Genomic DNA, 25,542 nt, shown 5'->3' with positions numbered 1-25,542 from the left:
AAATACTTCCGGTCGTTTACGAATTATCAAATATATACTCTACATTATTATGAATCTACTGATATTGATTTTAATAAATACGTCACATTGGATGAATGGTGGGTAAATATTCCTTGAAGTTGCTTTACTATATTGATGTTGCCGGAAAGAAAAACGATGAATTGTAGTTGTGAAGCGATTTCTTGATTCGTTTGTTGACGTACTTTGCGGTCTATGTCACTTTGCATTAGGTAAATACCCATTGCTTTCTGAATGTCCGCTACTCCTCTTTCCCATTCATGGTCGCCAAGGGTTTGAATAAAAGTACAGTATTGTTTTAGTTTGGCATTCAACCTTTTTAGTCTATTGTATTCTGACTCAAGAGGAAAATGATTGTATGCCGGACATATTACATTCGACATTTGTAGATAATACTCTTTCATTTCATTTTCAGATTTGAATGTAGCTTGAATGTACTGTTGCATGGCGTTAAGTGCTTCCTTAGTGTCTGCTGTCTGACTGTTTTCCATAATCTTTAAAGTTTAAAAAGTAAATAAATAAGGTTTGATGGGAGGGGTGGAAGAGCTAAAAAAAAGAAAGCGGTTTCGCCTGTCCCATTGTCAAACATACACGCCGGCAGGTTTAGAGGTGCATTAACACTCCCTATGGGGGTACGAAACCGCCCATATGAAGATTAGCGAACAAGTAAAAACTCATCGCAAAAATAGGCAGGTTTCCCCGCCGACATTAATATGTTTGACGTTGCAAATGTAGTTATTATTTTTTCAACTCTATCAAGTAAGTGGAGAAATAATTTTGAAAAAAGAGAGGATGGATTACAATGAATCCACCCTCTCTTATCTTTATTATAAGAATCTATTTACTTAATTCTCTTATATCCATACACAGCCAAATCTCCCAATTCTTCTTCAATACGAAGCAGTTGATTATATTTAGCCATACGGTCAGAACGGCTCAAAGAACCAGTCTTGATTTGTCCGCTGTTGGTAGCTACTGCGATGTCGGCGATAGTAGCATCTTCAGTTTCACCCGAACGGTGAGAAGTAACCGTAGTATATCCGTGGCGGTGAGCCATTTCGATAGCGTTCAGAGTTTCTGTCAGTGAACCGATTTGGTTTACTTTAATCAGGATAGAGTTGGCACAGCCTTTTTCGATACCCATTGCAAGGAAATCTACGTTTGTCACGAACAGGTCGTCACCTACCAATTGGCAACGGTCGCCGATACGTTCGGTCAGTTTCTTCCAACCTTCCCAGTCGTTTTCGTTCATACCGTCCTCGATAGAGTCGATAGGGAATTTGTTGATTAGTTCTTCCAGGTAGTCAACTTGTTCATCGGAAGTGCGTTTCTTACCTTTTTCGCCTTCAAACTTAGCGTAGTCGTAAATACCGTCATGGTAGAATTCTGAAGCAGCACAGTCCATACCGATCATTACGTCTTTGCCCGGTTCGTATCCTGCTGCTTTGATAGCGGCGAGAATAGAGTTTAAGGCATCTTCCGTACCTTCCAGGTTAGGAGCGAAACCACCTTCGTCACCTACGGCAGTGCTAAGACCACGGTCTTTCAATACTTTCTTCAATGCATGGAATACTTCAGCACCCATACGCAAACCTTCTTTGAAAGAAGGAGCACCTACCGGGCGAATCATAAATTCCTGGAATGCGATAGGAGCATCACTATGTGAACCGCCATTGATGATATTCATCATCGGTACAGGCATTACATAAGTATTTGTTCCACCGATATAGCGGTATAAAGGAAGATCTAAATAATTGGCAGCAGCTTTGGCTACGGCAAGAGATACACCGAGAATAGCGTTAGCACCTAAGTTTGATTTAGTCTTGGTGCCATCCAATGCCAACATAGCGTAGTCGATTCCTCTCTGATTGAGTGAAGACATTCCGACCAGTTTCGGAGCAATGATTTTATTTACATTGTCAACCGCTTTTTGTACACCTTTTCCACCATAGCGCTGTTTGTCACCATCGCGAAGCTCCAATGCTTCGTGTTCACCTGTGGAAGCACCTGACGGCACTGATGCACGTCCCATAATGCCTGATTCCAATACTACGTCAACTTCTACTGTGGGGTTACCTCTTGAATCGAGAATTTCTCGAGCTACAATTTTTTCAATTTTCATCGTTTCTATTGTTTTTGAATAAGATTTTGCAAAAGTACGGACTTGACGGGGAGTGAGAAATCACTATAAATAGGTATTCTGTTCGTTCCTATTCACTATATGTCGTTAGTCCGATCTTATAATATAACAACGGGACGATGCTTTTTGTTTGAGCGTAACGGGTTGAAATTTGCAGGATTTTAATCCTCGATGACAACACCTAGCAGTGGAAGTAAATCCATTGCTTGCAGAGAGGTGATGATAGCTCCTTTCAGGTCACTGATATTAAGCGTGATTCCGCTGATACGGGAAGTACGCAAGTCTATTCCGCGAAGTGGGGCGTGCGAGAAGTCGGCTTCTACCAGGTCGCAACTATCGAAAGCGGCGGATGAAAAACGGCAGTCGTTCAAACTCCCGTTTCGAAGCTGGCTGTGTGCAAAGCGCACCTGGTTCATCTTACTCATCGCCAGGTTGACGTACCCCGCATTGCAATCGTGCAACAGGACATGATTCATGGTTGTCTCGGACAGATTGGTTCCTAAGAGTTTGCAGGAGATAAATTCTACCCGGTAAAAGGAACTTTCGGCAAAAGAGATGTTTGATAAATCGCAATTCTCAAACCGGACATCGGTCAACTGGGAAGAACGGAACTTACATTCGCTAAAGGTCTGATGCCGGAAAGTACAGTTCTTGAAGCTCTTGTAGGATTTGTCGATACCTTCTTCTCTTCCTTTACAGAATAGAAGATGGGAGACGGTTTCTTCTCTGTCGAGCCATTCCTGTAAGGTGTTTGTACTGATTTCCTGTTCTTCCGCCATGGGTGGAACTACGCGGACGGGTTTTGCTGAATTTCTTTTTATCATGCCGTAAAGATAGCTTTTATATTAGGATATTTAGATTTGCTTTCCCACATATCCACCACCCAGTGCGGCAGCCAGTCCTATTCCTATACTTAATAAGGTATAGAGGATGAATGTTCCGTAGAATTCTCCTTTCAGCAGACCTATGCCGTCACTGGAGAAAGTGGAGAAGGTGGTGAAACCACCGCATAATCCCGTTGTCAAGAGCAGGCGGACTTCGAAAGGAAGATGGAACCGTTCTGAAAGGGCATAAAACAGGCCGATAAGGAAACTGCCAAGCAGATTGACGGTGAACGTAGCCCACGGAAAATGGTAAGGAATAATCCGTTCGTGCATGAATAGCTGAACGCAATAACGTAACGCACTGCCGGTGCCGCCCCCGATAAAGATATAGATAATTTCTTTGCTCATTTGATTTTGGATATTTGTATTATTTATATGCGGCTTCAAAATCCTTCTCGAATTGAGGGAAGCCACCGAGATAGACGCGGTCTATCCGTTCAGAAACGGTTGACGAGTCATTTTTGTTTTGCAGGGAAGCGATGAGGCTTTTTAGTATATCCCTGGGGACTGTTTCTATCCAGAATGTGACGAGCGCGTGCGCAAGAATATATGAATATTGCTCGTCAGTTGCCTGTCGCTTCATAAATTTGCCGTGTCCGCTATTAAGGAATGTAGGGAGATCGACCTCTCCCAGCATATACATTGTGCGGATTCTGCCTTGCTCGTATTCGGTAAAGGTGTGGCGGAGTCCTTTCTTCGTCACTTTGCAATGCTCGAAATATTCAGATAAGCCTTCGTTGAGCCAGCTAGGCGGGAATTTCCCTAGAATTTCCCGAACGAAATGATGGCTGAGTTCGTGATAAATGATAGCAAGGCTTCGTTCCCGTCCTTTCTCTCGTCCCAGTATGAATGCTTTTTGCAGTTTGGGAGAATATACGCCGTTTGCTTTGAATGGCAAGGATATGTTTATACTTTCAAGATATTTTAAGGCTTCTTTTCTATCCTCGAATACATGCAGCTGAAGGGTAAGCGTATCGGGTAATCCGAATTGCATATAGAAGTTGACTTCGTGACTGATAAATTGCTCGATATCCCGACGGTCTTTATCAGGGAGCGGGTCACCGCTATACTCTATTTTGACGGTTTGCGCATTGAGCAGACCGCAAAAGATAAAAAGTGAAAAAAGAAGATAGAATATACGCATGATAATATTACTATTTCAGATTTTTCTGTTTCATGTATTTCTTTTTGTCACGTTTGCTCATATCCTGCATGATAAGCTCATCATCGACAACAGCCTGGTAGATTGTTTTCTCTTTGAGCTTAATGTCTCCTTCTGTTGTACGAAACACGGGTATGAAGTGTGAATAAGGATATCCCGAAGATTCTCCGCCTTTGAATTTATTCTCATCCAAAAAGAAGAAGGAGATGGAAACTCTCGAAGGCCCTGCTTTTCCTACGGGTTGTCCTACTTTCACTTCTTCGCCCGGCTGAATGAAATTCTCACTCATCACCAGGTAAGCCGCGAAAGTCTGGTCGGCGTGATAGACAAGCAGTTGCCGTGGATTAGTAGTTTTACAGGCTATTCCGCTGCGGGTGGCATAAACTAAGTCACCTTCTTTTATGCGGAAGTTGAGCGTCTTTACAGATTCTCGCGGGTCGGTTTGCCAACCTGTCTTTTGCCCGTCTTTCACGGGTAAGGCGTATGGGGTATTGATTTGAAAGTTTACAGGAAACTTACCGCGATAGTATTTGTAACTCGATGCACTCTTGAACGGGTTATCGAACGATGCGTTCTTTTCTATTTTAAATATGGTATTTTTCCCGGGAGTCAGATTGTAAGAGCGGTCACTCATGCGATATAGATAATAGTCGCAATGATCCTCATTGTAGTAATTCAGTTCCTGATTACCCTGTGTGTCTGTTTCCCATTTTGATTCAACGACTCCGAACGGACGTTCCATTAACTTTCGCAAAGACTGGGCGGAGATATGGCAGGCAGATAGTGAGAATACGAATAAGATAATAAATTTAAGGTGTTGCGTCATAACTTTAATAAATAGATTGTATAACCTTTAGAGAAATAAATAATTGCTTGCAAATATAGAAAGAAACTGCGATATATGAATGTTATCATTCTATTTTATTCGGCAAAGCCACTATATTTTTTCTTCTTAGTCTGTTTTGTATTTTGCTTATAATTAATGTTTTATGTAATGTGAGATACTCTTCTTCTCTATATTCTGATTATAAAGAAAAACAGCCGCCATGTTTCCTGTCTATCTTTGCCATACGATTATTAACTAACGTATTTATATCATGAAGAACATGAAAACAAGAACCGCAATGTGGCTTTGCCTGCTGCTTACTTTTTTAGTCGGCACATCAGCAAAAGCTGAAAGTATCACTTCTCCCGATGGGCAATTGAAGCTTAATTTCTCCGTCAACGCACAAGGAGAGCCCGTGTATGAACTTTCTTATAAAGGAAAGGATGTGATTAAACCTTCCAAACTGGGATTGGAACTGAAGAATGATCCGGGGTTAATGAATGGATTTACTTTGACCGATGCCAAAACTTCTACTTTTGATGAAACTTGGGAACCGGTGTGGGGAGAGGTGAAATCAATCCGCAATCATTATAATGAAATGGCTGTTACCTTGAATCAAAAGGCGCAGGATCGCAGTATTATTCTCTGCTTTCGTCTTTATAATGATGGTTTGGGCTTTCGCTATGAATTCCCGCTACAAAAGAATCTGAATTACTTTGTTATTAAGGAAGAACATTCGCAGTTTGCCATGGCAGGGGATCATACAGCCTTTTGGATTCCCGGTGACTATGATACGCAGGAATATGACTATACCGAATCCAAGCTTTCGGAAATCCGTGGGTTATTGCAGGGAGCGATTACCGGAAATGCTTCTCAAACCTCTTTCTCGCCAACAGGCGTACAGACTTCTCTGCAAATGAAAACAGCCGATGGTCTGTACATCAACTTGCACGAAGCTGCTTTGGTAGACTACTCTTGTATGCATTTGAATCTCGATGATAAGAATTTGATTTTTGAATCATGGCTGACGCCGGATTCGCAGGGAGATAAAGGATATATGCAAGCTCCTTGCCGGTCGCCCTGGCGCACAGTGATCGTTAGTGATGATGCCCGCGATATTCTGGCTTCCAAATTGACGTTGAATCTGAACGAGCCTTGTGCTTACGAAGATGTTTCCTGGATTAAGCCGGTGAAGTATATTGGTGTGTGGTGGGAAATGATTAGCGGAAAAAGCTCATGGGCATATACAGACGATGTTTATTCTGTGAAACTCGGTGAAACGGATTATTCAAAAACAAAGCCGAATGGACGGCATGCTGCGAATAATGACAATGTGAAACGTTATATTGACTTTGCGTCCCTGCATGGATTCGACCAGGTATTAGTGGAAGGCTGGAATGAGGGCTGGGAGGATTGGTTCGGTCATTCGAAAGATTATGTTTTTGACTTTGTGACTCCCTATCCCGACTTCGATTTGAAAATGCTCAATGCCTATGCGAAGGCAAAAGGAGTGAAGCTGATGATGCACCACGAAACCTCTGCTTCCGCGCGCAACTATGAACGTCATTTGGATACTGCTTATCAATTTATGGTAGATAACGGATATGATGCTGTCAAAAGTGGTTATGTAGGTAATATCATTCCTCGCGGAGAACATCACTACGGACAATGGATGAACGATCATTATCTGTATGCAGTGAAGAGAGCGGCAGATTACAAGATTTGTGTAAATGCGCACGAAGCGGTTCGCCCGACCGGATTATGCCGCACTTATCCCAATCTGATTGGCAATGAATCGGCACGCGGTACGGAATATGAAGCCTTTGCAGGCAATAAGCCGTTCCATACGACACTGCTCCCTTTCACCCGTCTGATTGGCGGCCCGATGGATTATACTCCGGGTATCTTTGATACAAAACTCTCTTTCCTGCAAGGCGACCATAGTTTTGTGCGTACTACGCTGGCAAAACAACTGGCTCTTTATGTTACGATGTATAGCCCGTTGCAGATGGCAGCCGATTTTCCTGAGAATTATGAGCGTCACCTGGATGCTTTCCAATTTATTAAAGACGTAGCGCTCGATTGGGACGACAGTAAATACCTGGAAGCAGAACCGGGAGATTATATCACCGTAGCCCGTAAGGCGAAAGGTACTGATAACTGGTTTGTGGGCGGCATCACCGACGAAAATCCCCGCACTTCTACGTTCGCACTCGATTTCCTTGAACCGGGAAAACAATATGTAGCTACGCTGTATGAAGATGGCAAAGACGCAGATTTTGAAAAGAATCCTACTTCTTATCAAATAAAGAAAGGCATTGTTACCAATAAAACCCGTATTTCAGCGAAACTTGCCCGGAGCGGAGGATTTGCGTTGAGTCTGATTGAAGCAACCCCGGCGGACAGGAAGATTATTAAGAAATGGAAATAAGATTCAGGTAGAGAAATTGTTTTCGGATTCCCCGCCTTTAATAAATATTAGTTGTTGCCCTGCAAAGAAATATTAAACTTTGCGGGGCTCTTTTTTTTTCAGCCGGATTCTTTTTTGTATTTTTGCGCATCTTTTTTTAAACATCATCAATAAAGAGAACGACATGGGAGGTTTTTTCGGAACAGTCTCGAAAACTAGTTGCGTGACTGATTTATTCTACGGCACAGATTATAACTCACATCTGGGTACAAAGCGGGGAGGACTCGCGACATATAGTAAGGAAAAAGGGTTTATCCGTTCCATTCATAATTTGGAAAGTACCTATTTCCGAACCAAGTTCGAAGGAGAACTGGACAAGTTTAAAGGAAACGCCGGAATCGGCATTATCAGTGACACAGACGCACAACCTATCATTATCAACTCTCACCTCGGCCGCTTCGCCATTGTTACCGTCGCAAAAATAGCCAATATCCAACAACTGGAAGACGAACTTCTCAGCCAAAATATGCACTTCGCCGAACTTAGTTCGAGCAATACTAATCAAACGGAACTTATCGCACTGCTTATTATACAAGGTAGAAACTTTGTCGAAGGTGTCGAAAATGTGTTCAAGCATATCAAAGGTTCTTGTTCCATGCTTATCCTGACGGAAGATGGAAGTATCATCGCCGCCCGCGACCAATGGGGACGTACTCCTGTTGTAATCGGCAAGAAAGACGGTGCTTATGCTGCGACAAGCGAATCATCCAGTTTCCCGAATCTGGATTATGAGATTGAGAAATATTTGGGACCGGGTGAAATTGTACGTCTGTATGACGACCACATTGAGCAGCTTCGCAAACCGAATGAGGATATGCAGATTTGTTCTTTCCTGTGGGTGTATTACGGTTTCCCGACTTCCTGCTATGAAGGCAAGAATGTGGAAGAAGTCCGTTTCACAAGCGGATTGAAGATGGGGCAGACGGATGAATCGGAAGTGGATTGTGCCTGTGGTATCCCTGATTCGGGAGTAGGTATGGCTTTGGGATATGCAGAAGGAAAGGGAGTTCCCTATCATCGCGCCATCTCAAAATATACGCCGACATGGCCTCGCAGCTTTACCCCCAGCAATCAGGAAATGCGTTCGTTGGTTGCCAAGATGAAGTTGATTCCGAACCGTGCAATGCTTCAGGGAAAACGTCTGCTGTTCTGTGACGATTCAATAGTCCGCGGTACGCAGCTACGTGACAATGTGAAGATTCTATATGATTATGGAGCAAAAGAGGTGCATATGCGTATCGCCTGTCCGCCGCTGATTTATGCTTGCCCGTTTGTGGGATTCTCTGCTTCTAAGAATGCGCTGGAATTGATAACCCGCCGTATTATTCAGGAACTGGAGGGTGACGAAAATAAGAATTTGGAAAAATATGCTACTACCGGTTCTCCCGAGTATGAAAAGATGGTCGGCATCATTGCTGAACGTTTCGGCCTGTCTTCCTTGAAGTTCAATACGCTGGAAACACTGATTGAAGCTATCGGATTGCCTAAATGTAAAGTGTGTACACACTGCTTTGATGGCAGTAGCCACTTTTAAAAAAGATTATACAATAAAAAAGAGCCGTGAATTGCTTTGTAATTCACGGCTCTTTTTTTACCTTTACGGCATTGTAAACTATCAAATAGTAAGTAGTAAATCGTTAAATCGTAAATAAAATGACTTTAGTAGACAGATTTTTAAAGTACGTGAGCTTCGATACGCAATCTGATGAATCGACAGGGCTTACTCCCAGTACTCCGAAACAGATGATATTCGCAGAATACCTGAAAGCGGAACTGGAATCTTTGGGATTGGAAGATATTACTTTGGACGGACATGGCTATCTTTTTGCTACGCTTCCTGCCAATATAGATAAAGAAGTGCCGACTATCGGATTCATTGCCCATATGGATACAAGTCCTGATATGAGCGGCAAGGATGTGACTCCGCGCATTGTTGAAAAGTACGATGGTTCGGATATTGTGCTTTGTGCGGAAGAGAATGTAATCCTTTCTCCTGCGCAATTTCCTGAATTGCTGGATCATAAGGGCGAAGACCTGATTGTGACCAATGGAAAGACTTTGCTCGGTGCTGACGATAAGGCGGGTATTGCGGAAATCGTTTCGGCAATGGTTTATCTGAAAGAACACCCCGAAATCAAGCATGGAAAGATTCGTATCGGATTCAATCCCGATGAAGAAATCGGTGAGGGTGCTCATAAATTCGATGTAGATAAATTCGGTTGTGAGTGGGGATATACAATGGATGGCGGTGAAGTCGGAGAGCTGGAGTTTGAGAACTTCAATGCTGCTGCCGCAAAGGTTATCTTTAAAGGACGCAATGTGCATCCGGGCTATGCCAAGAATAAGATGATTAATTCTATCTTCCTTGCCAACCAGTTTATAACCTTGCTTCCTGCACAGGAAAGACCGGAACATACTACGGGATATGAAGGTTTCTATCATCTGATAGGTATTCAGGGTGAAGTGGAACAAAGTACTGTTTCTTATATCATCCGCGACCATGACCGTGCTAAATTTGAAGACCGCAAGAAGGAGATGCAACGCCTGGTAGCTCAAATGAACGAAGAATATGGCGCAGGTACGGTAACTCTTGAGTTGCGCGACCAATATTATAATATGCGTGAGAAGATAGAGCCGGTAATGCATATCATCGACACTGCTTTTGCCGCAATGGAAGCCGTTGGCGTGAAGCCGAATGTGAAACCGATTCGTGGTGGTACGGATGGCGCGCAACTTTCTTTCAAAGGGTTGCCTTGTCCGAACATTTTTGCCGGTGGACTGAATTTCCACGGACGCTACGAGTTTGTTCCTGTTCAGAACATGGAAAAGGCGATGAAAGTCATCGTGAAGATTGCCGAACTGGTCGCTTCCAAGTAAAAAGCCTTGCTTGGACTACTTTCTGATAGCACATAATACTTGATTCTTAATACTTGAAACTTAATACTTTAAAATAATGAAAACCACTCCGTTTACAGAGAAACATATAGCACTCGGTGCTAAGATGCATGAATTTGCAGGTTATAATATGCCTATTGAATACTCCGGTATCATTGACGAACATCTCACTGTTTGTCAGAATGTCGGTGTGTTCGATGTGTCCCATATGGGAGAATTTTGGGTGAAAGGGCCGAATGCGTTGGCTTTTCTTCAAAAAGTGACTTCCAATAATGTGGCGGCACTGACTCCGGGCAAGATACAATATACTTGTTTTCCTAATGAAGAAGGTGGTATCGTAGATGACTTGTTGGTTTATCATTTTGAACCGGAAAAGTATATGTTGGTAGTTAACGCTGCCAATATGGAGAAAGACTGGAATTGGTGCGTTTCCCATAATACGGAGGGTGCGGAACTGGAAAATTCTTCGGATAATATCGGACAGCTTGCTGTACAAGGTCCGAAAGCGATTCTTGCTTTGCAGAAGTTGACGGATATTGATTTGTCTGCTATTCCGTATTATACGTTTAAGGTAGGAAAGTTTGCGGGCAAAGAGAATGTGATAATCTCCAATACAGGTTATACAGGTGCGGGAGGTTTTGAATTGTATTTCTATCCGGATGCTGCCGAAGCTATTTGGAAGGCTGTTTTCGAAGCTGGTGAAGAGTATGGTATCAAGCCTATCGGTTTGGGAGCTCGTGATACGCTTCGATTGGAGATGGGATTCTGTCTGTATGGAAATGACCTGGATGATACGACTTCTCCGATAGAAGCCGGATTGGGATGGATTACCAAGTTTGTGGACGGCAAGGATTTCATCAATCGTCCTATGCTGGAAAAGCAGAAAGCGGAAGGTGTTACCCGTAAGTTGGTCGGTTTTGAAATGATTGACCGGGGGATTCCTCGTCACGGATACGAATTGGTGAATCCGGAAGGTGAGAAGATTGGTGTAGTGACTTCGGGTACTATGTCACCTACTCGCAAGATTGGTATCGGTATGGGGTATGTGAAGCCCGAATATAGCAAGGTTGGTACGGAAATCTACATTGATATGCGTGGACGTAAATTGAAAGCAGTAGTAGTAAAGCCACCTTTTAGAAAATAAGAATAAAACTCATTTTTATAGTTTAGCCCCGGATAAGTTTCGACGCTGTCCGGGGCTAATTGTTTTTATGGCGACTATCTTGAAACATATCCCTTAATCTGTTGTTTATACCATAGATTTATTATAATTTTGTCATCAAATACGATGAAATAATGTCTCAATTACCTACACTTATAGCCGACCTCGCACTGATATTGATATGTGCGGGTATTATGACTTTATTATTTAAGAAGTTGAAGCAACCTCTGGTCTTGGGGTATGTTGTTGCCGGCTTCCTGGCAAGTCCGCATATGCCTTATACGCCTTCCGTGATGGATACTGCGAATATCAAAACATGGGCGGATATAGGTGTCATCTTCTTGCTGTTTGCCCTCGGACTGGAATTTAGTTTTAAGAAGATTGTGAAAGTGGGCGGCTCTGCTATTATTGCTGCGTGTACTATTATCTTCTGTATGATTTTGTTGGGAATAGGTGTCGGCATGGGTTTTGGTTGGCACAGGATGGATAGTTTGTTTCTGGGTGGTATGATTGCGATGTCTTCCACTACCATTATTTATAAGGCTTTCGATGATCTCGGATTAAGAAAAAAGCAATTTACCGGATTGGTATTGAGTATCTTGATTTTGGAGGATATTTTGGCTATTGTGTTGATGGTGATGCTTTCTACTATGGCGGTGAGCCACAATTTTGAAGGCACGGAGATGTTGGAGAGTATTGGTAAATTATTATTCTTCCTTATTTTGTGGTTTGTAGTCGGCATCTACCTGATTCCGGAATTTCTGAAGCGTTGCCGTAAGTTGATGGGAGAGGAGACTCTGCTTATCGTGTCGTTGGCATTATGTTTCGGTATGGTGGTGATGGCTGCCAATACGGGATTCTCTGCTGCATTCGGCGCGTTTATCATGGGCTCTATCCTGGCGGAAACGATTGAGGCGGAATCCATAGACAGGCTAGTGAAACCAGTGAAAGACCTTTTTGGAGCTATTTTTTTCGTATCGGTGGGTATGATGGTAGATCCTGCGATGATTGTGGAATATGCTGTGCCTATTATTGTGATTACTATCGCTGTTATTTTGGGGCAGTCTATCTTCGGGACTTTCGGAGTGATACTCTCTGGAAAACCTTTAAAGACAGCTATGCAGTGCGGATTCAGTTTGACGCAGATTGGCGAATTCGCATTTATTATAGCGTCTCTGGGTGTCTCGTTGCATGTGACGAGCGATTTTTTGTATCCGATAGTGGTAGCAGTTTCCGTTATTACCACCTTTCTTACTCCTTATATGATTCGCTTTGCCGAACCAGCTTCTTCTTTCGTTGACGCTCATCTTCCCGTTTCGTGGAGGAAGATTCTGATGCGTTACTCTTCCGGGTCACAGACTGCGCTCAACCATGAGAATTTGTGGAAGAAGCTGATACTGGCAATGGTGCGTATTACGGTGGTTTATTCTATTGTCAGTATATCGATTATTGCGCTTTCTTTCCGTTTCGTCGTCCCTTTCTTTAAAGAGAATTTGCCGCATTTTTGGGCGTCACTGTTGGGGGCGGTGTTTATCATTCTTTGTATTGCTCCTTTCTTACGGGCTATAATGGTGAAGAAAAACCATTCGGTGGAATTTATGACTTTGTGGCATGACAGTCGTACGAATCGTGCTCCTTTAGTATCGACAATCGTTATCCGTATTATGATAGCGGCACTTTTTGTCATCTTTGTAATTTCCGGTTTGTTCAAGGCATCTATCGGATTGGTTATCGGTGTTGCAGTGCTTGCCGTATTGTTGATGGTATGGTCGCGTCGTTTGAAAAAGCAATCCATTTCGATTGAACGTCGTTTCTTTCAGAATCTTCGTTCCAGGGATGTGCGTGCGGAGTATTTGGGAGAGAAAAAACCGGAATATGCCGGACGTTTATTGTCACATGACCTGCATCTGGCGGATATGGAAATTCCGGGAGAATCTAATTGGGCGGGTAAGACGTTGATGGAGTTGAATTTAGGAAAGAAGTTTGGCGTTCATGTGGCTTCCATTCTTCGGGGGAAGAGACGGATTAATATTCCGGGTGGTTCTGTTCGCCTGTTCCCGATGGATAAGATGCAGGTGATAGGGACGGATGAGCAATTGAACGTATTCAATGAAGCGATGCAGAATGGGGCGAAGATAGATTGGGAGGTATATGAAAAGAGTGAAATGACCTTGAAACAGTTTATCATTGATGATGATTCTGTTTTCTTGGGCAAAACGATACGTGAATCGGGTATCCGGGATAAATATCATTGTATGATAGCAGGGATAGAAAGTGAGGATGGGACATTGATGGTTCCCGATGTAAATGCACTGCTCAAAGAGGGTGATGTGGTATGGTTAGTAGGCGAAAAAGAGGATGTGTACCAATTAGTCAATCAAAAAAACGAAAAAGTACAAGCCGGATAAGAATGGAATCCTTATTTTTGTGACGATAAAAACTTAAAATTATAATAATATCATGAAGAGCGATCCGAAAGAATGTCTGTATTGTCAGAATAATGAGACGCTGCATAATCTGATGATTGAGATTGCGCAGTTGAGTGTGTCACGTGTATTCCTGTTTAAGGAACAAACGTATCGTGGACGTTGCCTTGTAGCGTACAAAGATCATGCGAATGATTTGAATGAGTTGAGTGATGAAGACCGTAATGCTTTTATGGCTGACGTAGCACGCGTTACTCGTGCCATGCAAAAGGCTTTCCAGCCGGAAAAGATAAATTATGGTGCTTACTCAGACAAGTTGTCCCATTTGCACTTCCATCTTGCACCTAAATATGTGGATGGGCCTGATTATGGTGGTGTATTCCAAATGAATCCGGGAAAGGTTTACCTGACAGATGAAGAATATCAGGAATTGATTGATGCTGTAAAAGCAAACTTATAAATAATAATTTTAATTTAGGCACGGATTACGCGGATTTCACGGTTTTTAGAAATATGATTGCATAAAGCAACAGCGTAATCCGTGTAATCCGCGCCTAAAATACCAACATCCCGCATGGAAACCTTGCCAAGGCGCTACGCCCCTAAATTCCATTTACTATTCTTCAAAGTCGAAATCAAAGTCAAAATCATCCATAAACTCCGGTTCTGTGAAATCTTCCAGTTCCCGGCGGTCTTTTTTGGTAGGACGTCCGGTGCCGCGTGCACGGTCTATGAATCCGCTGATTTTGCTCATCTCCAATAGTTCGTATTGGTCAGGGGTAGTCACGTTCTCCATCATTTCCGGTACGAGCTTTGCGCCTATACGCTTTTCGATAGCTTGCAGTACTTTGAAGGAATAGGTGATAGGCGGCTTTTTTACTTGGATGACATCTCCCGGTTTCACCATGCGGGCAGCCTTGACTAGGGAGCCATTGATGGTGACACGTCCTTTTTTACAGGCTTCTGCCGCAATTGTGCGTGTCTTGAAGATGCGGACAGCCCACATCCATTTATCTATTCTTGCTTCAGCCATATTTTTAGTGATTAACAGGTTAGCGATTAGTGATTAATAGTTGGTGGTTGATAGTTAGTGATTAATAGTTGGTGATTAGTGGTATGTGATTAGCAAACTAATCGTTAATCACTAACCACTATCTTCATTTCTTGTTGAATTGGTTCATCGTGATGTCGATTCCGGCCAGGCAGAAACTCTTGATAATGTCTCCCGCCATTTCCAGTCTTTCATCCATCGTCTTCCGGTCTTCATCGGTGAAATGTCCGAGCACATAATCAATCTGTCCGCCACGTGGAAAATCACTTCCGATGCCAAAACGCAGTCGGGCATAATTTTGAGTATCTAGGGTGGCGGCAATATTCTTCAGCCCGTTATGTCCGGCATCACTTCCTTTGCCTTTCAGACGTAACGTACCGAAAGGGAGAGCCAGATCGTCCACTACGATCAGTACATTCTCCAATGGAATATTTTCCTTCTGCATCCAGTAGCGGACAGCCAGCCCGCTTAGGTTCATAAAAGTCGACGGTTTGAGTAGTGTCAACTGTCGCCCTTTGATGGAGAAGCTGGTAGTGAAGCCGTAGCGTCCGTCGATGAAAGGCGGCGCATTGTTGGTTTTTGCCAATGCTTCTACCGTCATGAATCCGATATTATGCCGGGTTTCGTGATACTCGGGACCAATATTTCCCAGTCCGACAATTAAATATTTTATCATTGCTTTTCGGTAAAACAGTTCATTAATTGGAAAGAGAAACGCAGATTAATACAAATTAATGCAGACTGAACATCTGCTTTAATCTGCATTAATCTGCGTTTGTAGTATATCTCTTTTTACAGGGATAATCTCAGATTACTTGCCAGCGGTTGCTGCTGCACCTCTTGCTGCACGAGTCAACTTAACAACGCATACAACGGCTTCTTTAGCACTGATCAGTTCAAGACCTTCAAAGCTCAATTCGCCAACCTTAACAGTCTTACCCAATCCAAGATGAGCAACGTTTACAGTCAGTTTTTCAGGGATAACGTTGTACAAAGCTTTCACTTTGATCTTACGCATCTGCAATGCCAACTTACCACCGGCTTTAACACCTTCTGCAAGACCTTCCAACTGTACAGGAACTTCCATTACGATAGGTTTAGCTTCATCGATTTGATAGAAGTCAACGTGCAGGATGGTATCTTTTACAGGGTGGAACTGAATGTCTTTCAGGATAGCGTTTACTTTTTTGCCATCGATGTCCAGGTCTACGATGTAGATGTGCGGAGTGTAAACAAGATTACGAAGACCTTCAGTAGGCACTGTGAAGTGAACTACTTCATTACCACCATATAGTACACAAGGTACACCACCGTTCTTACGGATTTCTTTCAAAGCTCTTGCTTGTTCTGAAGAGCGTTCTGCAATTGCTCTTGCAGTTCCTTTTACTTCAATTGATTTCATTTCTTTTAAAAATTGTGTTACTCTAAATTAAGTTATTTTGCTTAATTCACCATCACACGATGTGGATTATCACACGATGTTGCAAAAAAGCGGTGCAAAAGTACGTCTTTTTTTTGAATTATCAAAGATTTACTTTCTTAAAAGTCGATATCAATCTTAATTTCGCTTTCCAATTTGTCCTCTTGTGCTTCTTCGGCAGCTTTTAGTTCATCTTCTTCATCTGCTTTCTGGGTCAGGCGACTGATATAGTCGTTCATGTCATTGCAGTCAATGAAGTCAATAGCTTCTGTCAGTCCTGCCATGAACTTCTGAAAGTCTTCCCGATATAAGAAGATTTTGTGTTTCTCGAAACTAACTTGAGAATCATCACCTTCTCCCGTTATCACTTTCTTACTCTCTGTAATAGCCAGGAACATCTCATCTTTACGATTCTTTTTTACGTCGAGATAGTAGATGCGTTTACCTGCTTTGATAGACTTGGAGAATACAATCTCTTTGTCATTCATGTCTGCGCTCATTTTCTTTTTTAAATCTTCCATATCTTACGATCTGTTTATAATCGGCTTCAAAATTGGATATTTTTTTTAAACTGTCAAAAGAAAAAGCGCAGAGAATCAAATACTGCATTAAAAAATGTGATTTATTTGTGGAAACTCATTAAAAATATCTACTTTTGCAGTTCGATAACAACAGTATTAAATTGAATTATGATCAACAGAGTTCTTATTCGTCTTAAGATTATACAGATAGTATATGCCTATTATCAGAATGGCAGCAAAAATCTAGACTCAGCGGAGAAAGAGTTATTCTTTAGTCTTTCAAAGGCGTATGACCTTTACAACTATTTGCTAATGCTGATGATAGCATTGACAGAGTATGCACAAAAGCGAATTGATGCGGCAAAAGCCAAATTGGCACCTACGAAAGAAGAGTTATATCCCAACACTAAGTTTGTGGACAATAAGTTTATTGCCCAATTGGAGGTCAATAAGCAATTGGTGGAATTTATCGCCAATCAGAAGAGAACTTGGGTGAACGACCAGGATTTCGTGAAAGAACTCTACGAGAAAATTGTAGAAACCGACATCTATAAAGAGTATATGGCTTCTGATGACAAATCGTATGAAGCGGATCGTGAATTATGGAGAAAGATCTATAAGACATATATCTTTAATAACGATTCTCTCGATCAGGTACTGGAAGACCAGAGCTTGTACTGGAATGATGATAAAGAAATAGTAGATACATTCGTATTGAAAACAATCAAGCGCTTTGATGAGAAAAAAGGTGCGAACCAGGAACTGCTTCCTGAATTCAAGGATGATGAAGATCAGGAATTTGCGCGTCGTCTGTTCCGTCGTACTATTTTGAATTCAGACTACTACCGTCACTTAGTAAGTGAGAATACAAAAAACTGGGAGTTGGATCGTATTGCATTTATGGATGTTATCATTATGCAAACGGCATTGGCAGAAATTTTAAGTTTCCCGAACATTCCGGTCAGTGTTTCGTTAAATGAATATGTAGAAATTGCGAAGTTATACAGCACAGCTAAGAGCGGTAGCTTTATCAACGGAACATTAGATGGAATAGTTAATCAATTGAAAAAAGAAGGTAAGTTGACTAAAAACTAATACCTTTGTATATATAATAGAAACTAAAACTGATTATTTATGAACGTATTGACTGTATTATTGCAAGCTCCTGCTGCTGGCGGTGGAAGTATGATGTGGATCATGCTGATAGCAATGTTTGTTATCATGTATTTCTTTATGATCCGTCCTCAAAATAAGAAGCAAAAAGAAATAGCTAATTTCCGTAAATCTCTGCAGGTAAATCAGAATGTGATTACTGCTGGTGGTATCCACGGTATAATCAAGGAAATTACCGACGACTATATCGTACTTGAGATTGCTTCTAACGTGAAGATTAAGATAGATAAGAATTCTATTTTCGCTGATGCTTCAGCGGCTAGCAATCAACAATCTAAGTAATAGTTTGTAAAGAAGTGCCTATGTTTGATCGTAGGAAAATAAGATATACGTATTTAAAACTATCTAAGAGAATTAAGGATTTTCTGCTCAGTGATAAGAGTAGAGAATTCTTAATTTTTTTATTTTTCTTCCTGATAGCCGGTGGATTTTGGCTGCTTCAGACATTGAACAGTGATTATGAAGCGGAATTCTCTATCCCGGTGCGGATTAAAGACCTTCCCAATAACGTAGTACTGACTTCGGAGCCTCCTTCCGAACTTCGCGTCAGAGTGAAAGATAAAGGTACTGTTCTCCTTAATTATATGCTGGGAAAGAGTTTCTTTCCGGTGAACCTGAGTTTTCCCGATTATAAAGGAAAAAATAATCATGTGAAGATTTACGCATCCGATTTTGAGAAAAAGATATTGAGTCAGTTGAATGTTTCTTCCAAGATTCTTTCCATTAAACCCGATACATTAGATTATATCTATTCTGAAGGGAAATCCAAGTTAGTGCCTGTTCGCCTTCAAGGAAAAGTGACAGCCGGACTTCAATATTATGTATCGGATACGATTTGCAGTCCCGACTCAGTATTGGTCTATGCCCCGGAAGGGATTTTGGATACGATAACCATTGCTTATACTCAAAAGATAAACCTGGAGAATATATCGGATACTACCCGTCAACGGATTTCTTTGGCTTCGGAAAGAGGAGTGAAGTTTGTTCCGGGCTCAGTTGAGGTGACATTCCCGGTGGATATTTATACAGAGAAAACAGTGGAAGTACCCCTGTATGGAATCAATTTTCCGGCGGATAAAGTATTGCGTGCTTTTCCTTCAAAGGTTCAGATTACTTTTCAGGTAGGACTGAAGCGATTCCGTAGTATAAAAGCAAGCGATTTTGTGATTAATGTTTCTTATGAAGAATTGCTGAAACTAGGTTCGGATAAATATACGGTTAAACTGAAATCATTCCCGAATGGAATCAATCAAATCCGCATTATTCCCGAACAAGTTGATTTTTTGATAGAACAAGTAACTTCAGATGGCGATTAAGATTGGTATAACTGGTGGTATAGGCAGCGGAAAGAGTGTGGTTTCCAGACTGCTGGAAATAATGGGAATCCCTGTTTATATATCGGATATAGAAGCGAAACGTATTACACATACGGATGAAGTGATTCGTCAGGGACTTTGTGGCTTGGTGGGTAGGGACGTTTTTCAAGGTGGAGAATTGAACCGTCCTTTGCTTGCTTCCTATATGTTCGGACATCCCGATCATGTGAAAGAAGTGAACAGCATCATTCACCCTCAGGTGAAAGAGGATTTTCGTCAGTGGGCAATCCGGCGAGGGAGTGAACCATTAGTAGGCATGGAGTCCGCCATTCTCATTGAAGCCGGTTTTAGGGATGAAGTCGATTTCCTGATTATGGTCTATGCGCCGTTGGAAGTAAGGGTAGAGCGTGCTGTAAAGCGCGACTGTTCATCAAGAGAATTGGTGATGAAACGCATCGAGTCGCAAATGAGCGATGAGGCTAAGAGAAATCATGCTGATTATGTGATTGTGAATGATGATGAAACACCGTTAATTCCGCAGGTTTTGGAGCTTATTTCTTTGCTATCTAAAAATAATCATTACCTTTGCCCCGCAAAAAAATAATTAATAAACAAAAAGATATATACTATGTTGAAGACTATCTTGTCTATCTCCGGTAAACCGGGATTGTACAAACTTATTTCGCAAGGAAAAAATATGTTGATTGTTGAATCGATCAATGCTGAAAAGAAACGTTTCCCCGCTTATGGTAATGAAAAAATTATCTCACTGGCAGATATAGCAATGTACACGGATGATGCAGAAGTTCCTTTGTACGATGTGCTGGAAGCAATCAAGGAAAAAGAACAATCAGCTGCAGCTTCTATCGATCCAAAGAAAGCTACTCCCGAACAATTGCGTGAGTATTTGGCTGAAGTACTGCCGAACTTCGATCGCGAACGTGTGTATGTAGCAGACATTAAGAAACTGGTTACCTGGTATAACCTCCTGGTTTCTAATGGAATTACAGAATTCAAATCAGAAGAAGCTAAAGAAGAAGAGGCGGCTGCGGAATAATCGGTATAGCTTATTTTACAAGACTAAGGAACATGATAATCATTTATATGATTGTCATGTTTTTCTTTTATATAGACGCTTGTTTGTTAAAGAAAAAATTAGTATATATTGGGTTATCTTTTCTTTAAATAAATATCTTCTACTTATATTGTAAATAATGATGCTTTTTTATGTATCTTTGCCACGATTCATAATATCCCGAAATTTTGGGTGTGGATAAATTAATAGTTGAGAAAAATAGAATTGTATAAGGGGATGGAGACGATAACAAATAAAGGAGTGAATGTCCATTTGGACAAAGAAGCAGGAACATTATGCCTGACTGGTTTGCTGGCGGGTACAATGGTATTCTTATATGATTCTCAAGGTGAGCTAAAGGGGAAGCACCAGTTTGCCATTCCTTCACTTACCATAACAGTACCAAAGCATGGTACTTATGTTTTAGTGATGAGTCATCCGAACTGTCAGCCTGAAGTTAGAAGAGTTATATATGCATGAATATAAAAAAGTCGGTAGGTTTCTTTGTATACCTGCCGACTTTTTATTTATGCATGGTGTTCCTTAATTTCTGAATACCAGTCCGTCGCCGCTTGCGTCAACGATGATCGCTTTGCTTCGATCCACTTCTTGGGAAAGTAGCTTCTTGGACAAGTCATTCAACAAGTAACGTTGAATAGCTCTCTTGACCGGACGTGCTCCGAATTCGGGATCATATCCTACCTGGGATAAGAAGTCCAAAGCGGCTTCCGTCATTTGTAGTTCTACTCCGTTTTCAGCAAGCATTTTCTGTACACCCTTAATCTGCAAAAGTACAATTTGCTTGATTTCTTTTTCCGTTAACGGCAAGAACATGATCGTTTCATCAATACGATTCAGGAATTCGGGACGAATGGTCTTTTTCAGCATATTCATCACTTCCTTTTTCGTTTCTTCGATTACTTCTTCCTTATTAGCGCCATTCAGTTTTTCCATCTGACTTTGTATATAAGAACTACCCATATTCGAAGTCATAATGATGATTGTATTCTTGAAGTTAACCACCCTTCCTTTATTATCTGTCAATCGTCCGTCATCCAATACCTGTAACAGGATATTGAAGACATCCGGGTGAGCTTTCTCTATCTCATCAAACAGTACAACTGAGTAAGGTTTCCGTCGGATAGCTTCCGTCAACTGACCGCCTTCATCGTATCCTACATATCCCGGAGGTGCTCCGACCAAGCGAGAAACACTGTGTTTCTCCTGGTATTCACTCATATCGATACGAGTCATCATTGTTTCGTCATCAAACAGGAATTCAGCCAAAGCCTTTGCCAGCTCGGTCTTACCCACACCGGTTGTTCCGAGGAAGATAAATGAACCTATCGGGCGTTTTGGATCTTGCAATCCGGCACGACTACGACGCACAGCATCTGCAACCGCTTCAATTGCTTCATCCTGACCGATCACCCGTTGGTGAAGTTCTTCTTCCAAATGCAATAACTTATCTTTCTCACTTTGCAACATTTTGCTGACAGGAATACCCGTCCAACGAGATACGACATCCGCAATATCTTCAGCATCTACTTCCTCTTTAATCATGGCTTTATCGCCTTGCATTCCACGAAGTTTCTGTTGCGTTTCTTCTATCTCTTTATCCAAAGCCTGAAGTTTGCCATAACGGATTTCAGCTACCTTTCCGTAGTCACCTTCACGTTCAGCCTTTTCAGCCTCAAATTTCAGATTTTCTATATCTACCTTATTCTGCTGAATCTTATCCATCAACGTCTTTTCGCTCTGCCACTTAGCCTTGAAGGACTTTTCCTGTTCTTTAAGCTCGGCAAGCTCCTTGCCGATGATTTCCAGTTTAGGCTTGTCATTCTCACGTTTGATGGCTTCGCGCTCAATTTCCAATTGCTTGATTTTACGGAAAATTTCATCCAGTTCTTCCGGAACGGAGTCTACTTCCATACGCAATTTGGCGGCAGCTTCGTCCATCAGGTCGATGGCTTTATCCGGTAGGAAACGATCGGTAATATAACGGCTACTCAATTCCACGGCAGCAATAATCGCATCATCTTTGATACGTACATGGTGGTGATTCTCGTAGCGTTCTTTCAATCCACGAAGGATAGAGATAGTGCTTAAATTATCTGGCTCATCCACCTGTACGATTTGGAAACGACGTTCCAGCGCTTTATCCTTCTCGAAATACTTTTGATACTCGTCGAGAGTCGTCGCACCGATAGAACGTAACTCTCCACGGGCCAAGGCAGGTTTCAGAATGTTGGCTGCATCCATGGCACCTTCACCTTTTCCAGCCCCTACCAAAGTGTGAATTTCATCAATAAACAGAATAATATCACCTTCTGATTTCTTCACTTCATTAACAACCGATTTCAGTCGTTCCTCAAATTCACCTTTATACTTTGCGCCTGCGACAAGTGCACCCATATCCAATGAATAAACTTGTTTATTCTTTAGGTTTTCAGGTACGTCCCCACGAAGGATACGATGCGCCAAACCTTCTACGATGGCAGTCTTACCCGTACCCGGCTCACCAATCAGAATCGGATTATTTTTAGTACGGCGACTCAATATTTGAAGCACCCGACGGATTTCTTCGTCACGACCAATCACTGGATCCAGTTTGCCACTACGGGCAGCCTCGTTCAGGTTGGTAGCATACTTTTCCAGTGATTGGTAGGTATCCTCGCTAGATTGCGACGTAACCTTTTCTCCTTTTCTCAATTCGCTGATAGCATTGCGCAGTTCTTTTTCCGTCATACCAGCATCCTTCAAGATGGTGGACACGGTACTTTTTACAGTCAACAATGCCAGTATAATATGTTCCAATGAAACGAATTCATCCCCCATTTCTTTGGAATACTGTGTTGCTTTCTGCAATACTTCATTCGATTCACGGCTCAAATATGGCTCTCCACCGGATACTTTCGGCAGTGAATCAATCTGTTTATCGACAACAAGAGCTACTTGCTGCCCGTTCATGCCAAGCTTTTGGAAGATAAAGTTGGTGACATTCTCACCTACTTTCATCACTCCCTGCATGATGTGGGCAGGCTCAATAGCCTGCTGCTCCCGGCTTTTTACCAGGTTCACGGCTTCCTGAACCGCTTCTTGGGATTTGATAGTAAAATTGTTAAAGTTCATATAGTTGTTCTCCTTTCTTATTTCACGTTTTTAATAACACCTAAAAGGGCTCAAAAGATTTGCCAAGTAGAAAAATATGACAAAATAGCATGACTTATAGGGAGTTAAAAGACAAAATGACCTTTTTCTTCAGTACGAACTGACGAATTTGCAATATACCGTTATTTATCTCTCTGAATGTATAGTTCTGGTTAATCTTAACCACAATGAAAGAAAATAAATATTGAAAAGTGGATAAATAAAAGTATTGTAGTATCTTTATCCACTGTTATAATATATAAGGAATATGAATGATAAGCCCCAAATAAAACTTTCTGAAACAGTAGTCTTGATTGATGCTGCTTTCTTGAATTTTGTAATAACGGATATAAAAGGATATTTTGAAGAGACTTTGCGTCGTTCTTTACAAGAGATAGACCTTTCGATATTGACTACCTATCTGACTTTGGACGCAGGAATCACTGAAGGAAAGAATGAAGTACAATTCCTTTTTGTGTATGATAAGGAATCTAGCCGTTTGCAACATTGCCAACCTTCCGACTTGCAGGAAGAATTGAATGGAGTTGCTTTCCAAAGTCCTTATGGTGAATATTCTTTCGCCAGTGTTCCGTCTGAAGGAATGGTGTCAAGGGAAGATTTATTTTTAGATTTGCTCTCTATCGTTTCCGATTCGGCTGACGTGAAAAGGATGATTGTTATTTCTTTCAATGAAGAATATGGAAAGAAGGTAATAGATGTTTTGCACGAAGTGAAAGGCAAAGAGATAATCCAATTCCGCATGAATGAACCGGAAGTTCCATTGGCTTACAAATGGGATATGTTAGCCTTCCCTGTCATGCAGGCATTAGGAATAAAGGCAGAAGAACTGCAATAACTATTGTGTTTTTATTCTTTCTGTAATTCATTATTCGTCATTGATTTCTTAACTGTTAATCATAATTGCCGTGTCCGATTTTCGTTTAAAAGTATTTCAGAGCGTAGCGAAGAATCTAAGCTTTACGAAGGCTTCGCAAGAATTGTTTGTTAGCCAACCTGCTATCACTAAACATATTCAAGAACTGGAAACTTACTATCAAGCTCGTTTGTTTGACCGTCAAGGGAGCAGAATCTCACTGACTAAGGCCGGAGAGTTGTTGCTGAAACATAGCGAGAAAATTCAGGACGATTATAAACAGCTGGAATATGAGATGCATCTGTTGCATAATGAATATATCGGCGAATTGAAACTGGGAGCCAGTACTACGATTGCGCAATATGTACTTCCTCCTTTGTTGGCGAATTTTATAGCCAAGTTCCCGCAAATTAGTCTTTCTTTGATTAATGGAAATTCCCGGGGAGTGGAAGCTGCCTTGCAAGAGCATCGGATTGATTTGGGACTGGTCGAAGGAATCTTCCGTCTGCCTAATCTGAAATATATTTCATTTTTGCAAGATGAACTGGTTGCCGTGGTGCATACACAGAGTAAATTAGCGGTCTCGGATGAGATTACTCCGGAAGATTTGCTGAATATTCCTTTGGTATTGAGGGAGAGGGGGTCCGGGACATTAGATGTGTTTGAACGTGCCTTGTTGCAACATAATCTCAAGCTTTCTTCTCTAAATGTATTAATGTATCTCGGTAGTACGGAGAGTATCAAACTTTTTTTGGAACACACGGACTGTATGGGAATTGTTTCTATCCGTTCAGTGCATAAAGAGCTTGTGGCTGGTAATCTCCGTGTAGTTGAAATAAAAGGAATGCCGATGCAGCGTGAATTTAATTTCGTTCAGTTGCAAGGGCAGGAGGGAGGATTGTCACAGGTATTTATGCGTTTCGCTGGACATCATAGTAAGAGCCTGTAGAATTTTGTTTTTTTATCGCATTAAAGATGA

At 41.6% G+C, this 25,542-nt stretch carries 25 protein-coding genes; 14 read left to right on the top strand and 11 right to left on the bottom strand.

Features of this window, described 5'->3' with window-relative positions; all coding sequences use genetic code 11:
- Nucleotides 1-47: 47 nt before the first annotated feature.
- The 6 genes from HC965_RS25640 to HC965_RS25615 all read right to left on the bottom strand — a co-directional run bounded on the left by HC965_RS25640 (nucleotide 48) and on the right by HC965_RS25615 (nucleotide 5,030).
- Entirely contained in the window at nucleotides 48-509 is a 462-nt protein-coding gene (locus tag HC965_RS25640; protein ID WP_191034123.1) for a hypothetical protein, read from the bottom strand.
- Between the two features lie 350 nt (nucleotides 510-859).
- A complete protein-coding gene (eno, locus tag HC965_RS25635; RefSeq protein ID WP_191034122.1) occupies nucleotides 860-2,140 on the bottom strand; it encodes a phosphopyruvate hydratase in 1,281 nt (426 codons plus the stop codon).
- A 179-nt stretch (nucleotides 2,141-2,319) separates the two neighbouring features.
- On the bottom strand, nucleotides 2,320-2,982 hold the full coding sequence (locus HC965_RS25630; RefSeq protein ID WP_191034121.1) for a pentapeptide repeat-containing protein: 663 nt from the start codon (nucleotides 2,980-2,982) through the stop codon (nucleotides 2,320-2,322).
- A gap of 30 nt (nucleotides 2,983-3,012) precedes the next feature.
- The gene (gene crcB, locus HC965_RS25625; protein WP_191034120.1) at nucleotides 3,013-3,390 is read right to left on the bottom strand and encodes a fluoride efflux transporter CrcB; all 378 of its coding nucleotides are present in this window, start codon (nucleotides 3,388-3,390) and stop codon (nucleotides 3,013-3,015) included.
- Between the two features lie 19 nt (nucleotides 3,391-3,409).
- Nucleotides 3,410-4,186 (bottom strand): hypothetical protein, encoded by a 777-nt coding sequence (locus tag HC965_RS25620; protein ID WP_191034119.1) that lies wholly within the window; start codon nucleotides 4,184-4,186, stop codon nucleotides 3,410-3,412.
- A gap of 10 nt (nucleotides 4,187-4,196) precedes the next feature.
- Nucleotides 4,197-5,030 (bottom strand): M23 family peptidase, encoded by an 834-nt coding sequence (locus HC965_RS25615; RefSeq protein ID WP_191034118.1) that lies wholly within the window; start codon nucleotides 5,028-5,030, stop codon nucleotides 4,197-4,199.
- A 271-nt stretch (nucleotides 5,031-5,301) separates the two neighbouring features.
- On the opposite strand from HC965_RS25615, the gene HC965_RS25610 reads away from it, so the two are divergent.
- From HC965_RS25610 to HC965_RS25585, 6 genes are all read left to right on the top strand, one after another.
- Nucleotides 5,302-7,461, top strand: a complete 2,160-nt coding sequence (locus tag HC965_RS25610; RefSeq protein WP_191034117.1) for a glycoside hydrolase family 97 protein — start codon at nucleotides 5,302-5,304, stop codon at nucleotides 7,459-7,461.
- A 163-nt stretch (nucleotides 7,462-7,624) separates the two neighbouring features.
- On the top strand, nucleotides 7,625-9,034 hold the full coding sequence (locus HC965_RS25605) for an amidophosphoribosyltransferase (protein ID WP_191034116.1): 1,410 nt from the start codon (nucleotides 7,625-7,627) through the stop codon (nucleotides 9,032-9,034).
- 119 nt (nucleotides 9,035-9,153) lie between these two features.
- Complete coding sequence (gene pepT, locus HC965_RS25600) at nucleotides 9,154-10,377, top strand: peptidase T (RefSeq protein ID WP_191034115.1); 1,224 nt, start codon at nucleotides 9,154-9,156, stop codon at nucleotides 10,375-10,377.
- Nucleotides 10,378-10,453: 76 nt separating this feature from the next.
- Complete coding sequence (gene gcvT, locus HC965_RS25595; RefSeq protein ID WP_191034114.1) at nucleotides 10,454-11,539, top strand: glycine cleavage system aminomethyltransferase GcvT; 1,086 nt, start codon at nucleotides 10,454-10,456, stop codon at nucleotides 11,537-11,539.
- A 152-nt stretch (nucleotides 11,540-11,691) separates the two neighbouring features.
- Nucleotides 11,692-13,965 (top strand): cation:proton antiporter, encoded by a 2,274-nt coding sequence (locus HC965_RS25590; RefSeq protein WP_191034113.1) that lies wholly within the window; start codon nucleotides 11,692-11,694, stop codon nucleotides 13,963-13,965.
- Nucleotides 13,966-14,017: 52 nt separating this feature from the next.
- The gene (locus HC965_RS25585; RefSeq protein WP_022137359.1) at nucleotides 14,018-14,443 is read left to right on the top strand and encodes an HIT family protein; all 426 of its coding nucleotides are present in this window, start codon (nucleotides 14,018-14,020) and stop codon (nucleotides 14,441-14,443) included.
- Nucleotides 14,444-14,599: 156 nt separating this feature from the next.
- Here the strand turns inward: HC965_RS25585 and HC965_RS25580 are convergent, their stop codons facing one another.
- The 4 genes from HC965_RS25580 to HC965_RS25565 all read right to left on the bottom strand — a co-directional run bounded on the left by HC965_RS25580 (nucleotide 14,600) and on the right by HC965_RS25565 (nucleotide 16,975).
- On the bottom strand, nucleotides 14,600-15,016 hold the full coding sequence (locus tag HC965_RS25580; RefSeq protein WP_191034112.1) for an RNA-binding S4 domain-containing protein: 417 nt from the start codon (nucleotides 15,014-15,016) through the stop codon (nucleotides 14,600-14,602).
- A 124-nt stretch (nucleotides 15,017-15,140) separates the two neighbouring features.
- A complete protein-coding gene (gene pth / locus HC965_RS25575) occupies nucleotides 15,141-15,707 on the bottom strand; it encodes an aminoacyl-tRNA hydrolase (protein WP_191034156.1) in 567 nt (188 codons plus the stop codon).
- A 138-nt stretch (nucleotides 15,708-15,845) separates the two neighbouring features.
- Nucleotides 15,846-16,436, bottom strand: coding sequence for a 50S ribosomal protein L25/general stress protein Ctc (locus tag HC965_RS25570; RefSeq protein ID WP_191034111.1), 591 nt, complete (start codon nucleotides 16,434-16,436; stop codon nucleotides 15,846-15,848).
- A 137-nt stretch (nucleotides 16,437-16,573) separates the two neighbouring features.
- Nucleotides 16,574-16,975 (bottom strand): PUR family DNA/RNA-binding protein, encoded by a 402-nt coding sequence (locus HC965_RS25565; protein ID WP_191034110.1) that lies wholly within the window; start codon nucleotides 16,973-16,975, stop codon nucleotides 16,574-16,576.
- A 168-nt stretch (nucleotides 16,976-17,143) separates the two neighbouring features.
- On the opposite strand from HC965_RS25565, the gene nusB reads away from it, so the two are divergent.
- From nusB to HC965_RS25535, 6 genes are all read left to right on the top strand, one after another.
- Nucleotides 17,144-18,070 carry a transcription antitermination factor NusB gene (gene nusB / locus HC965_RS25560; RefSeq protein ID WP_167963488.1) on the top strand — a complete coding sequence of 309 codons (927 nt, stop codon included), beginning with the start codon at nucleotides 17,144-17,146 and terminating at the stop codon, nucleotides 18,068-18,070.
- 39 nt (nucleotides 18,071-18,109) lie between these two features.
- Nucleotides 18,110-18,430, top strand: coding sequence for a preprotein translocase subunit YajC (gene yajC, locus HC965_RS25555; RefSeq protein WP_191034109.1), 321 nt, complete (start codon nucleotides 18,110-18,112; stop codon nucleotides 18,428-18,430).
- A gap of 20 nt (nucleotides 18,431-18,450) precedes the next feature.
- The gene (locus HC965_RS25550; RefSeq protein ID WP_191034108.1) at nucleotides 18,451-19,464 is read left to right on the top strand and encodes a CdaR family protein; all 1,014 of its coding nucleotides are present in this window, start codon (nucleotides 18,451-18,453) and stop codon (nucleotides 19,462-19,464) included.
- Nucleotides 19,454-20,068 (top strand): dephospho-CoA kinase, encoded by a 615-nt coding sequence (gene coaE / locus HC965_RS25545; protein ID WP_191034107.1) that lies wholly within the window; start codon nucleotides 19,454-19,456, stop codon nucleotides 20,066-20,068. Before HC965_RS25550 ends, coaE begins: the two co-directional genes overlap by 11 nt.
- 24 nt (nucleotides 20,069-20,092) lie before the next feature.
- Nucleotides 20,093-20,521 carry a DUF5606 domain-containing protein gene (locus HC965_RS25540; RefSeq protein ID WP_191034106.1) on the top strand — a complete coding sequence of 143 codons (429 nt, stop codon included), beginning with the start codon at nucleotides 20,093-20,095 and terminating at the stop codon, nucleotides 20,519-20,521.
- Nucleotides 20,522-20,776: 255 nt separating this feature from the next.
- The gene (locus tag HC965_RS25535; RefSeq protein ID WP_191034105.1) at nucleotides 20,777-21,019 is read left to right on the top strand and encodes a hypothetical protein; all 243 of its coding nucleotides are present in this window, start codon (nucleotides 20,777-20,779) and stop codon (nucleotides 21,017-21,019) included.
- Nucleotides 21,020-21,082: 63 nt separating this feature from the next.
- Here HC965_RS25535 and clpB read toward each other — a convergent pair whose 3' ends face one another.
- Nucleotides 21,083-23,671 (bottom strand): ATP-dependent chaperone ClpB, encoded by a 2,589-nt coding sequence (gene clpB, locus HC965_RS25530; RefSeq protein WP_191034104.1) that lies wholly within the window; start codon nucleotides 23,669-23,671, stop codon nucleotides 21,083-21,085.
- A 286-nt stretch (nucleotides 23,672-23,957) separates the two neighbouring features.
- On the opposite strand from clpB, the gene HC965_RS25525 reads away from it, so the two are divergent.
- Both HC965_RS25525 and HC965_RS25520 read left to right on the top strand, forming a co-directional pair.
- The gene (locus HC965_RS25525; protein ID WP_191034103.1) at nucleotides 23,958-24,545 is read left to right on the top strand and encodes a DUF6621 family protein; all 588 of its coding nucleotides are present in this window, start codon (nucleotides 23,958-23,960) and stop codon (nucleotides 24,543-24,545) included.
- 70 nt (nucleotides 24,546-24,615) lie between these two features.
- Nucleotides 24,616-25,512: a LysR family transcriptional regulator gene (locus tag HC965_RS25520; RefSeq protein WP_191034102.1), complete on the top strand. Its 897-nt coding sequence runs from the start codon at nucleotides 24,616-24,618 to the stop codon at nucleotides 25,510-25,512.
- The last annotated feature ends 30 nt before the right edge of the window (nucleotides 25,513-25,542 follow it).

The sequence above is a fragment of the Bacteroides sp. GM023 genome (genome assembly GCF_014750685.1).
Taxonomy (GTDB): domain Bacteria; phylum Bacteroidota; class Bacteroidia; order Bacteroidales; family Bacteroidaceae; genus Bacteroides.
This window is presented reverse-complemented; position numbering and strand designations above follow the sequence as displayed.

Coding starts and splice junctions, on each gene's coding strand:
- HC965_RS25570 (WP_191034111.1), bottom strand. CDS start 16,436: ATGAAATCAATTGAAGTAAAAGGAACTGCAAGAGCAATTGCAGAACGC.
- pepT (WP_191034115.1), top strand. CDS start 9,154: ATGACTTTAGTAGACAGATTTTTAAAGTACGTGAGCTTCGATACGCAA.
- HC965_RS25630 (WP_191034121.1), bottom strand. CDS start 2,982: ATGATAAAAAGAAATTCAGCAAAACCCGTCCGCGTAGTTCCACCCATG.
- HC965_RS25640 (WP_191034123.1), bottom strand. CDS start 509: ATGGAAAACAGTCAGACAGCAGACACTAAGGAAGCACTTAACGCCATG.
- gcvT (WP_191034114.1), top strand. CDS start 10,454: ATGAAAACCACTCCGTTTACAGAGAAACATATAGCACTCGGTGCTAAG.
- HC965_RS25620 (WP_191034119.1), bottom strand. CDS start 4,186: ATGCGTATATTCTATCTTCTTTTTTCACTTTTTATCTTTTGCGGTCTG.
- clpB (WP_191034104.1), bottom strand. CDS start 23,671: ATGAACTTTAACAATTTTACTATCAAATCCCAAGAAGCGGTTCAGGAA.
- nusB (WP_167963488.1), top strand. CDS start 17,144: ATGATCAACAGAGTTCTTATTCGTCTTAAGATTATACAGATAGTATAT.
- HC965_RS25615 (WP_191034118.1), bottom strand. CDS start 5,030: ATGACGCAACACCTTAAATTTATTATCTTATTCGTATTCTCACTATCT.
- coaE (WP_191034107.1), top strand. CDS start 19,454: ATGGCGATTAAGATTGGTATAACTGGTGGTATAGGCAGCGGAAAGAGT.
- HC965_RS25585 (WP_022137359.1), top strand. CDS start 14,018: ATGAAGAGCGATCCGAAAGAATGTCTGTATTGTCAGAATAATGAGACG.
- HC965_RS25525 (WP_191034103.1), top strand. CDS start 23,958: ATGAATGATAAGCCCCAAATAAAACTTTCTGAAACAGTAGTCTTGATT.
- HC965_RS25610 (WP_191034117.1), top strand. CDS start 5,302: ATGAAGAACATGAAAACAAGAACCGCAATGTGGCTTTGCCTGCTGCTT.
- crcB (WP_191034120.1), bottom strand. CDS start 3,390: ATGAGCAAAGAAATTATCTATATCTTTATCGGGGGCGGCACCGGCAGT.
- eno (WP_191034122.1), bottom strand. CDS start 2,140: ATGAAAATTGAAAAAATTGTAGCTCGAGAAATTCTCGATTCAAGAGGT.
- HC965_RS25580 (WP_191034112.1), bottom strand. CDS start 15,016: ATGGCTGAAGCAAGAATAGATAAATGGATGTGGGCTGTCCGCATCTTC.
- HC965_RS25550 (WP_191034108.1), top strand. CDS start 18,451: ATGTTTGATCGTAGGAAAATAAGATATACGTATTTAAAACTATCTAAG.
- HC965_RS25605 (WP_191034116.1), top strand. CDS start 7,625: ATGGGAGGTTTTTTCGGAACAGTCTCGAAAACTAGTTGCGTGACTGAT.
- HC965_RS25565 (WP_191034110.1), bottom strand. CDS start 16,975: ATGGAAGATTTAAAAAAGAAAATGAGCGCAGACATGAATGACAAAGAG.
- HC965_RS25535 (WP_191034105.1), top strand. CDS start 20,777: ATGGAGACGATAACAAATAAAGGAGTGAATGTCCATTTGGACAAAGAA.
- yajC (WP_191034109.1), top strand. CDS start 18,110: ATGAACGTATTGACTGTATTATTGCAAGCTCCTGCTGCTGGCGGTGGA.
- HC965_RS25540 (WP_191034106.1), top strand. CDS start 20,093: ATGTTGAAGACTATCTTGTCTATCTCCGGTAAACCGGGATTGTACAAA.
- HC965_RS25590 (WP_191034113.1), top strand. CDS start 11,692: ATGTCTCAATTACCTACACTTATAGCCGACCTCGCACTGATATTGATA.